Origin of the sequence: Kitasatospora nipponensis, from assembly GCF_039528135.1 — a bacterium.
Taxonomy (GTDB): Bacteria; Actinomycetota; Actinomycetes; order Streptomycetales; family Streptomycetaceae; genus Kitasatospora; species Kitasatospora nipponensis.
In genome coordinates, this window is record NZ_BAAALF010000091.1 from 22,315 (window position 1) to 32,355 (window position 10,041).

Consider the following 10,041-nt stretch of genomic DNA (forward strand, 5'->3'; position numbering starts at 1 on the left):
GGGAGGCCATGCGGGGCATCGCAATGGCCTGCTACGGGCTGTTCGTCCTCGCCGCCGGTCTGACCGCGATGACCCATGGCAGCGTCCAGCAGCGCTGGAGCGCGGCCGACCTGCTGCCACGGCTGCTGCTGGGCTGCGCCGCCTCCAACCTGTCACTGACGATCTGCAGTACGACGCTCACCCTGGCCAACGCCGTGGCCGTGGCGATCTTCGGCGACGGCGTGAGCGCCGACGACGTCGCCGGCACGCTGATCGGCCTCTTCCTCGCCGAGCTCACCGGAACCGCCGCGCCGTACGTGCTCGTACTCCAGCTCGTCGCCCTCACGCTCGGCGCCACGCTGCTGGTCACCGCGCTGGTGCGCACCTCTGCGGTCGTCCTGCTCACCGTGGCCGCGCCGCTGATGCTGGCCTGCCACGGGCACCCGGCCAGTGACGGCATCGCCCGCCTGTGGTGGCGGGCCTACCTCGGGTGCCTGGGAACCGAGATCGCTCAGGCCATCGCCCTGCTGGTCTGCGTCAAGGCGCTCCTGGACCCGGCCAACTACGGCCTGGTACCCGTCGCCTCGGCCACCACGCTGATCAACCTGATGCTGATCTGCTGCACCCTCTACCTGCTGATCAAGATCCCGTCCTGGATCCGGCGCATCGTCACCACCCCTGCCCGGACCATCACCGGCGGCGTTACCGGGCCGAGGATGCCGGGACTGCGGATCGTGCGGAAGGTCGCGGTCGGCGCGCTGGGGATGTCGCTGGGCCCCTATGCCTTCGGTGCGCAGCTGGCGGGCCGGGTTCGCATGGCTCGCGGGGCGGCGCGCGCGGCGTCGGCCTCCGGCGCCGGTATGGCCGGGGCTCCGCAGTACTGGTGGGGTCAGTCACGTCGCAGCACTACCGGCGGCACCGGGCCGGGCGGCGGTAGGCGGCCTGGCGGGTCGGGCCCCGGCTCTACGGGCGGCCAGCCGCCCGGTGGGACGGGTGGGGGCCCTCCCGGCGGGGGCCGGCCCAGCCGGCCACCAGCCGGCGGTGTGCCCCCTGGCGCCAGGGGATCCGCCAACAGCCCGGGTGGCACCACCGCCCCGACCTACCGATGGGGCCGCCCTCGACGCCGGCCTCCCGGCACCCATCTCGGCGCTCCCCCTCCGCCGTCCGCACCCGGGCTCACCGGTGGCTCAGGCTCGGGCGCTCCTACCGGGCGAGGCTCGACCCCAGCGCCCGGGGGCCGAGCACCGACGGCTGGTGAAGGCGGCGCGCAGCCACCCCGGCCCCGACTGGGACCAGCCCCCACCACTCGCCAGCCCCCGCCACCGCCACCCGCAGTGCAAGCGACCGCCGCCTCGAATCTGCGCCCGGCCCGCGCCGACCTCCCGCCCCCGATCCCCCGCCCCGCACCACTTCGCCCGCCACTGGACGGCGATGGCTTCGGCAGTCGCCGTGGAAGGAAGCCGCGATGAGCAGCCGCCACACCGAGGACGAACCGTGGTCCTCGATGGTCAAGATCCCCGCCGATGTCGACAAGGAGGACACCGTTCTCGGGCCCCTGACCGCGCGCCAGACCGCCCAGCTCGCCGCGGTGGTCCTGCTGCTCTGGGTGGGCTACCGCAGCACCTCGGCCTTCGTCCCGCCGCTGTTCTTCGCCGCGCTCGCGCTCCCCGCTGCCACCTCGGCGGCGCTCGCCGTACTCACCCGGCGAGACGGGCAACCGATGGACCGCTGGCTGCTCGCTGCCTGGCGCCACCACCTCACACCCAGACATCTCACCCCGACCGGGGGCCTGGCCGACGTGTTGCCCTGGCAGAACGAGATCCTCGACCGAGCCGCTGGACCGAGTCACGTCGGCAAGCTGGCCCTATCAATCGCGGACATCGACGAGCACGGCGTCCTGGACCTCGGACCGAGCGGACGGGCGGCCATCAGCGAGGCCGGCACTGTCAACCTCGCCCTGCGCACGGGCGGTGAGCAGCAGGCTCTCGTCTCGGCGTTCGGCCGCTGGCTCAACGCCCTCGCCGGCCCGGTCCAGATCCTGGTCCGAACCCGCCACCTGGAGCTCGGCTCGCGGATCGCCGCCCTCGAACAGACGGCGCCCACGCTGCCGCACCCGTTGCTCGAGCAGGCGTGCTTCGCCCACGCCGACTTCCTCGCCGACCTTGCCCAACGGCACGAGCTACTGCAGCGCGAGGTGCTGGTCGTGCATCGCGAGCCCGGGCTCGACCCCGCTGCCGGCGGCCGGGCACTGCGCCGGTGTGCGGAGAGCGCCGGTCTTCTCGCCGCAGCCGAGATCCCACTTCGGCCGCTCGACGGGACCGCCGCCTTCGCCGCCCTCACAGCGGCCTGCGACCCGGACGCGCCCGCCCACCCCTGGCCCGCGCTGCCCGCGACTCCCGTCACGACGTCAGCAGCCATCGGAGAGCCCTGGTGAACATCTCCTTCCTGCATGGCCGTCCGCCGGCATCGAGCGTCGAGGGTGGTCCACCCCTGGGCCCCGACTCGGTCCAGGTCGAGCCACGTGTGCTCTCGGTGGGTGACCTGGTGGCCACCACCCTGATCGTCACCGGCTACCCGGCCGAGGTCGGGGCGGGGTGGCTGGATCCGCTGCTCACCTATCCCGGCCGCCTCGACGTCTCCCTGCACGTCGAGCCCGTCCCCGCGCAGGTGGCGTCCGACCGGCTGCGCAAGCAGCGCGCCCGGCTGGAGGCCAGAAGCCGCGCCGGCCAGCACCACGGCCGCCTAGAGGACCCCGAGACTGAGGCCGCCGCCGCGGACGCCGCCGAGCTCGCCTGGCGGGTGGCCCGCGGCGAGGGCAAGCTCTTCCGCGTCGGTCTCTACCTGACCCTGTACGCCACCGACCGCCAGAGCCTGGCCGACGAGGCGTCCGCCGTGCGCGCGCTGGCCGAGTCGATGCTACTGCGCTGCCAACCCGCCACCTGGCGCGCGCTCCAGGGCTGGACCACCTGTCTGCCGCTCGGCACCGACCAGCTCGAGCACACCCGCACCCTGGACACAGCAGCGCTGGCCAGCTGCTTCCCCTTCTCCTCCCCCCAGTTGCCCGTCACCGACCCGGAGGACGAGCACGGCGTCGGCCCCGTGCTCTACGGACTCGACGCCGCCTCCTCCGGCCTGGTCATGTGGGACCGCTTCGCCCAGGACAACCACAACTCCGTCACCCTCGCCCGGTCCGGCGCCGGCAAGTCCTACCTCGCCAAACTCGAAGCCCTGCGCCTGCTCTACCAAGGCGTCCAGGTCTTCGTGATCGACCCCGAGGACGAGTACACGCGCCTCGCCCACGCCGTCGGCGGCACCGTCATCCGCCTCGGCGAACCGGGAGTTCACGTCAACCCCCTCGACCTCGCCGCCGACGGCTCGGTGGACCAGCTGACGCGACGCGCGCTCTTCCTGCACTCCTTCCTGGCCATCCTCCTCGGCCAGACACCCACCCCTGCCGAGAAGGCGCTGCTGGACTCGGCGATCCTCACCGCCTACCGCACCGCCGGCATCACCCTCGACCCGCGCACCCACAGCCGCACCGCGCCGATGCTCACCGACCTCGCCACCGCGTTGACGGCGGCCGGTCCCGACGGCGAAGCCCTGGCCGCCCGTCTGGCTCCCTACACGTCCGGCTCCCACCGCGGCCCCTTCGAGGGCCCTACCACCCACCGGCCGAGCGGGCATCTGACCGTGTACTCGCTGCGAGAGGTCCCCGAGGAACTCAAGACCGCGGCCAGCATGATCACGCTCGACGCGATCTGGCAGACCGTCACCAACCCGCACGACCGTCGACCGCGACTCGTGGTCATCGACGAGGCATGGCTGCTCATGCGCGACGAACACGGCGCCCGCTTCGTCAGCCGGATGGCGAAGTCCGCGCGCAAGCGCTGGGCCGGCCTGTCCGTCATCACCCAGGACGCCCCGGACCTGCTCGCCACCGATCTCGGCAAGGCCGTGGTCGCCAACGCCGCCACCCAGATCCTGCTCCGCCAGGCAGCACCGGCCATCGACGCCGTCACCGACACCTTCCGCCTCTCTGCCGGGGAAGCCGCCTACCTGCTGACCGCCGGCAAGGGCGAGGCGCTGCTGTGCGCCGGGCCGGGCCGGCGAGCCGCCTTCCAGTCGGCGGCCTCCGAGATCGAACACCGGCTCATCACCACCGACCCCGCCGAACTTATCGACGACGCCCCGGATGCCGACCCCGGGGCGGCACGGTGAGCGGCTCCGGCCCGAGTGGTCTGCTCGGTCGCCTCCTGACAGACCCCAACACCTGGTGGCAGAGCGCGATCGAGACCGTCGTGTCGCTCGGCACCACCCATTGGCCGACTCTTCTCCCGGCCGCGGCCGGCTGCACCGCCGCCTACCTCGCCGCATGCCGGTCGCTGCACCGGCGACGTCAACAGCGTCTGACCGCCGGCGGCTTCGTGGTCACGATCCTCTCCCCGCCCGCTGTCGAGCCCGGAGCTGCGGCCACGCTCTGGAGCCACCTCGTCGGCCTGCTCCGCCCCTGGCGTCGACGCCTGCTCCCCGGTCAGCCGCACCTGGCCTTCGAGTACCACTTCACGCCGGCCGGGCTGAGCATCAGACTCTGGGCACCCAGTGCGGTGCCGCAGGCGCTCCTGTGCCGAGCCGTGGAAGCGGCCTGGCCCGGCGCCCACGCCCAACCCGGCCTCGTACCGGCCTCCCTGGCGAAGTACGAGCCGTTCACCACCGGCGGCACACTGCGCCTGGCCCGCCCCGAGATCCTCCCGCTGAGAACCGACCACGGGAGCGACCCCCTGCGTGCCCTGCTCGGCGCGGGTCTCGCCCTCCAGCCGGGCGAGTCGATCACGGTCAGCGTTCTCGCCCGGCCCGCCACCGGCCGACGCGTGCGTCGCGCCAAGCACCAGCTACAACGGCTACGGAGCGGCACCGGCAACCCCATCCGCGCCGGACAGCTGCTGGACCTGCTCACCCACCGCCCCTCCCGCGCTGCACCCGGCAACCGGGACCCGGAACAGAACGCCGAACTGCGCGCCGCCCTCACCAAAGCCGCGGGGCCGCAGTGGGAGACCGCGATCCGCTACGGCGTCACCATCCCCGTCCGACAGAGTGAGGCCGCCCCCGGCCGGGACACGGAGGAGGCCATCCGCAAGGCGTCGGAGGCAGCTCGTGCCCGAGCCCGTGGCCGTGCCCACGCGGTCGCCTCCGCCTTCGCCGTCCACTCGGCCCGCAACTTCTACAGCCGCCGCCACCTGCGCCACCCCGACCGACAACTCGCCGCCCGCCACTTTCCCCGGCGGGGCGACCTGTTGAGCATCCCCGAACTCGCGGCCCTCGCCCACCTCCCTCTCGACCCGGCAGCGCCCGGTGTGCAGCGGGCCGGCGCCCGGTCCATCGCACCCAGCGCGGCCGTCCCGCTGCCGGGACCGTTGGCCAAGCCCCTGGGAACCGCCGACTTCGGTCCCGTCCGGCCAGTCGGGATCACGGTCGCCGACAGCCGCCACCACCTGCACATCATCGGGGCCACCGGATCCGGCAAGTCCACCCTGATGGCCACCATGATCCTCGCCGACGCCACCGCCGGCCGCGGCGTCGTCGTCATCGACCCCAAGGGCGACCTGGTCAACGATCTCCTCGCCCGCCTCCCGGAGTCGGCACTCGGCCGGACCGTCCTCATCGACCCCGACGACCACGCCCTGCCACCCCGACTCAACGTCCTGGACGGAGCGGACGCGGACATGGTCGTCGACAACCTGGTCGGCGTCTTCCGGCGGATCTTCGCAGCGTTCTGGGGTCCGCGCACCGACGACGTGATGCGCGCCGCCTGCCTCACCCTCATGACCTCCACCACCACCCGCAGCACGGTCACGCTCGCCGACATCCCCCGCTTGCTGACCGAGCCTTCCTACCGACGGCGCACCACCGCCGGTGTCAACGATCGGGTGCTGCGCGGATTCTGGGCCTGGTACGAGCAGCTCTCCGAGCCCTCGCGCGCCGCCGTCACCGGGCCGCTGATGAACAAGCTCCGCGCGTTCCTGCTGCGTCCATTCGTCCAGCACACCATCGCCGCCGGCGCCTCCACCTTCGACCTCGACACCGTCCTCGACGGCGGCATCGCCCTCGTGCGGCTACCGAAGGGCGTTCTCGGCGAGGAGACCGCACGACTCCTGGGCTCCTTCGCGGTGGCCAAGACCTGGCAGGCCGCCACCCGTCGCGCAGGAACCCGTGAACAGGACCGCCGCGACGCAGCCCTCTACCTCGACGAGTGCCACAACTTCCTCACCCTCCCCTACCCCCTGGAGGACATGCTCGCCGAAGCCCGCGGCTACCGCCTGGGCCTCGTTCTCGCCCACCAGCACCTCGCCCAACTCCCGCACGACCTGCGCGAAGGCATCTCCGCCAACGCCCGCTCCAAGATCGCCTTCAACTCCTCCCCCGAAGACGCCCGCGACCTGGAACGGCACATGGCACCGAACCTGAGCGCCCACGACCTCTCCCACCTCGGCGCCTACCAGGCCGCCGCCCGCATCGTCACCGGCGGCGCGAACTCCCCCGCCTGCACCCTGCGCACCACCCCGCTGCCGGCACCCGTCCCCGGCCGCGCCACCGCCATCCGCCGCTCCTCCCGTACCACCTACGGCCCAGCGCCCCGAACCGGAAGGTGAGCCCCTGATGCGTGCCGTACCCCCACCCCGCCGCCGCACCCCGTCCCCCACCGGACGGAGCCGACCCCCGCTGGCCTCGCTCGCAGGGCGCATGACGGACCGTGACCTCTGGCTCCTCGAGATGCTCCACGAACACACCACGCTCACCTCCACCCACCTCACCGACCTGCTCGCCGTCTCCCGACGCTCCGTCAACCGTCGCCTGGCCACCCTCACCAGCCTCGGCGTCCTGCACTCCTTCCGCCCCCATCACCGTCCCGGCTCCGCCCCCGAGCACTACGTCCTCGGCCCAGCCGGCGCCGCCCTCCTCGCCGCCCGCTACGCCACCACGCCTGCCGCACTCGGCTGGCACCCCGACCAAGCCCCGCGCACGATGTTCTCCCCCTTCCTCGCCCACGACCTCGGCGTGCGAACCTTCTTCACCCAACTCGCCCGCCCCGCCCGGCCCGGTGAGCGACTGACCACGTGGTGGTCCGAGAAACGCTGCGGCCAGCTCTGGGCCGACCTCACCACCCCTGACGGGTACGGTCACTGCGCCGGCCCTGGTAGCGGGGTGTCCTTCTTCCTCGAGTACGACACTGGCACCGAGTCCCTCCCCCGGCTGACCGCCAAGCTCGACGGCTACGCCGAGCTCGCAACCGCCACCCGGACCCGCCCGCTCCTACTGTTCACCCTCCACAGCTCCGTCCGCGAGGCCAACCTCCACGACCGCCTCACCGGCCACCCCGCGCTCGACCAGCTCGCCGTCGCCACCACCGGCCGCGACCAGCACCACCCCACCGACCGGGCGTGGCTCCCGGTCGCCTCAGCGGGCACCCGCACCCGCCTCATCGACCTTCCGACTGCCTGGCCCGCCGATCGACGCCCCGGCGCCACTTCCTGCGATAACACCGCTGGCGCCCGACCGGTGGGGAGGCGCCAGATCCCCGCGCCGCCCCCGCTCCCGCCGGGCGAGCCCGCAGCAGCCGTCCGCTTGCCGAGCAGGGCCTGACCGGGGCGAGGTGACGTGGAGTCCACCGCTGCACGGGTCGCCACCGGGGCCGGGGCCGGCTGCCTCGCCTTCCTGGCCCTGGTCATGGCCGCCGCCACCGCCGTGGTCTCCACCCTCACCGGCGGCGGACTCCTTAGCTCGCCACCCGGAGGCGACACGAACAACGCCGCCGGCGCCTCCGACATCCCGCCCGCGATGCTGCCCCTCTACCAACAGGCGGCCCCCACCTGTCCCGGGCTGCCATGGACGGTCCTCGCCGCCATCGGGAAGATCGAGACCGACCACGGCCGCGCCCCCACCATGGTCTCCAGCGCCGGAGCCGTCGGACCGATGCAGTTCCTCCCCGCGACTTTCGATCAGTACGCCCTCCCCGTCCCACCCGGCGGCGTCACGCCGCCCACCCCCTGGGACCCCACCGACGCCGTCTACGCCGCCGCTCGCCTCCTGTGCGCCAACGGCGCGCGCGACGGACGCGATCTGCACGCCGCGATCTACGCCTACAACCACGCCGACTGGTACGTCACCCAAGTCCTCGCCCAGGCCCGCCGGTACGCCCAGGACGCCGACTCGCAGCAGATCCCCGTACCCGCCCCGAACCAGGCCGCCGACGACGCCATCGCCTTCGCCCACTCGAGGATCGGAGTCCCGTACGAATGGGGCGGCACCGGCCAGCCTGGCCACGGCTACGACTGCTCCGGCCTGACCCAAGCCGCCTACGCCGCAGCCGGGATCCCCCTCCCCCGCGTCGCCCAGGACCAGCACGACGCCACCCCGAAAGTCGCCGACACCGACCCCCTCCTCCCCGGCGACCTGCTCTTCTACGGCACCACCCCCACCACCATCACCCACGTCGGCCTCTACACCGGCGCCGGCCACATGATCGACGCTGCCCACACCGGAACCCTCGTCCGCGCCGAACCCGCCCGACACCCCGGCGACCACTACCTCGGCGCCACCCGGCCTACCGGTGCGCTGCCGACCGCACCCCTCGCGCACCGGGCCGCGCACCCCGTCCAGTCCCAACCACCAGTCAGGAGCGGCAGACCGTGACGGAGACGCTCGCTGTGACCCCTCCGAGCCCCGCGGAACTTCACCGGACGGGACAGGTGATCACCCTGGGCACCTGGACCCTGGTCGGAGCGGTGACCACCTTCTCCGCCATGACCGGCGCGCAGTTCATCGGTGCGCACTCCCCCTGGCACTGGTCCGGCTGGGTCCTCGCCGCCGGTATCGACACGGCCTTCGTCATGGCACTCCAGACCGACGCGACATTGTCCCGCTACGGCGGGAACAGCGGCCCGTGGCCGACAGCATTCCGCTGGACCACCGGAGCCTTCTCCGTCCTCGTCAACATCGGCGACTCGGCTCTCCAACACGACCTCGTCGGCACCGCAGTCCACCTCATCGCCCCCGCCCTCCTCCTGGTCCTCGGCGAAGCAGGCCCCGCCTGGCGCCGGCAACTCGCTGATCTCAAGGCTGCGGCACCCGAGAGACCGAACACGGCTACCGACCACCTCCACACCGAACCGCCAGCCGACGCCGAGGAGGCCCGTACCCGCATCATCACCGGTCTCCGCAACGGGCTCAGCCAGCGCGAGACCGCACGCTGGGCACACCGCAGTCCCAGCTACGTCCGGAAGGTCTGGGCAACGCCGGAGGGCGAGAGCAAAGTCCCCTCGAAGCCTCCGCAGCAGCAGGCGCGAGAGATCATCTAATTGTCAGAGCGTGGTGGTGAACCGGTCTGTAGCTCGATGACCAGCAGCTTTCGGATGGTGGCGGTGTCGGGGTCCCGGTTCACCACCACGCTCTCACTTCCAAAGCAAGCAGATTGGGTGGTGTTCGGTGGGTCGGATCGGTGACGCCTGTGGTGATCTGACAAACAGCCAGTGGGCGCGACCAGAGCCGTTGTTGCCACAGGAGAAGAAGCCTGGGCGGCCGCCGACTCGGACGCGGCGGAAGTTGATCTGATGCTCGCAGCTCGGGCGAGGAGAGTTCCGCAACTACACGGGTCAGCGCACACCTTCCCCTCCCTCCTGACTCGGCAGGGACATCTCGAAGTAGACGACCTTGCCGACCGCCTTGCGGGCGGTGCCCCAGCGCTCGGCCAGCTTGGACACCAGGTTGAGGCCCCGCCCGTTCTCGTCCATCAACTCGGCCGGCTCCAGCGAGGGCAGGTTGTGGCTGTCGTCGCTGACCTCGACCAGTAGCTTGTCCACCCGGATCAGCTGCAGCTGAACCTCGGCCCGGGCCACCCGCACCGCGTTGGTGACCAGCTCGGAGACCAGCAGCTCGACCGTCTCGGTGAGCGCGGTCAGCCGCCAGGCGGCCAGCTGGTCGCGGACCAGCTGGCGGGCCCGGCGGACCTCGGCCTTGTCCACCGCCAGCGTCCAGGTGGCCACCTCGGTCTCGGCCACGCCGTCGAAG

At 72.5% G+C, this 10,041-nt stretch carries 8 protein-coding genes; 7 read left to right on the forward strand and 1 reads right to left on the reverse strand.

From position 1 onward, the window contains the following. Nucleotides 1-8 precede the first annotated feature (8 nt). The 7 genes from ABD323_RS23400 to ABD323_RS23430 all read left to right on the forward strand — a co-directional run bounded on the left by ABD323_RS23400 (nucleotide 9) and on the right by ABD323_RS23430 (nucleotide 9,332). On the forward strand, nucleotides 9-1,448 hold the full coding sequence (locus ABD323_RS23400) for a TrbL/VirB6 family protein (protein ID WP_344443865.1): 1,440 nt from the start codon (nucleotides 9-11) through the stop codon (nucleotides 1,446-1,448). Continuing rightward, entirely contained in the window at nucleotides 1,445-2,413 is a 969-nt protein-coding gene (locus ABD323_RS23405; protein WP_344443866.1) for a PrgI family protein, read from the forward strand. Before ABD323_RS23400 ends, ABD323_RS23405 begins: the two co-directional genes overlap by 4 nt. Then, the gene (locus ABD323_RS23410; protein ID WP_344443867.1) at nucleotides 2,410-4,197 is read left to right on the forward strand and encodes a VirB4 family type IV secretion system protein; all 1,788 of its coding nucleotides are present in this window, start codon (nucleotides 2,410-2,412) and stop codon (nucleotides 4,195-4,197) included. The genes ABD323_RS23405 and ABD323_RS23410 overlap by 4 nt, the downstream gene beginning before the upstream one ends. After that, complete coding sequence (locus ABD323_RS23415; protein WP_344443868.1) at nucleotides 4,194-6,626, forward strand: type IV secretion system DNA-binding domain-containing protein; 2,433 nt, start codon at nucleotides 4,194-4,196, stop codon at nucleotides 6,624-6,626. The genes ABD323_RS23410 and ABD323_RS23415 overlap by 4 nt, the downstream gene beginning before the upstream one ends. A 91-nt stretch (nucleotides 6,627-6,717) precedes the next feature. After that, nucleotides 6,718-7,617 carry a replication-relaxation family protein gene (locus tag ABD323_RS23420; protein ID WP_344443869.1) on the forward strand — a complete coding sequence of 300 codons (900 nt, stop codon included), beginning with the start codon at nucleotides 6,718-6,720 and terminating at the stop codon, nucleotides 7,615-7,617. A 15-nt stretch (nucleotides 7,618-7,632) separates the two neighbouring features. Beyond that, entirely contained in the window at nucleotides 7,633-8,667 is a 1,035-nt protein-coding gene (locus ABD323_RS23425; protein ID WP_344443870.1) for a C40 family peptidase, read from the forward strand. Continuing rightward, entirely contained in the window at nucleotides 8,664-9,332 is a 669-nt protein-coding gene (locus ABD323_RS23430; protein WP_344443871.1) for a helix-turn-helix domain-containing protein, read from the forward strand. Before ABD323_RS23425 ends, ABD323_RS23430 begins: the two co-directional genes overlap by 4 nt. A gap of 294 nt (nucleotides 9,333-9,626) precedes the next feature. On the opposite strand, the gene ABD323_RS23435 is transcribed toward ABD323_RS23430, so the two are convergent. Further along, on the reverse strand, nucleotides 9,627-10,041 hold a 415-nt coding region (locus tag ABD323_RS23435; protein ID WP_344443872.1), incomplete at its 5' end, for an ATP-binding protein.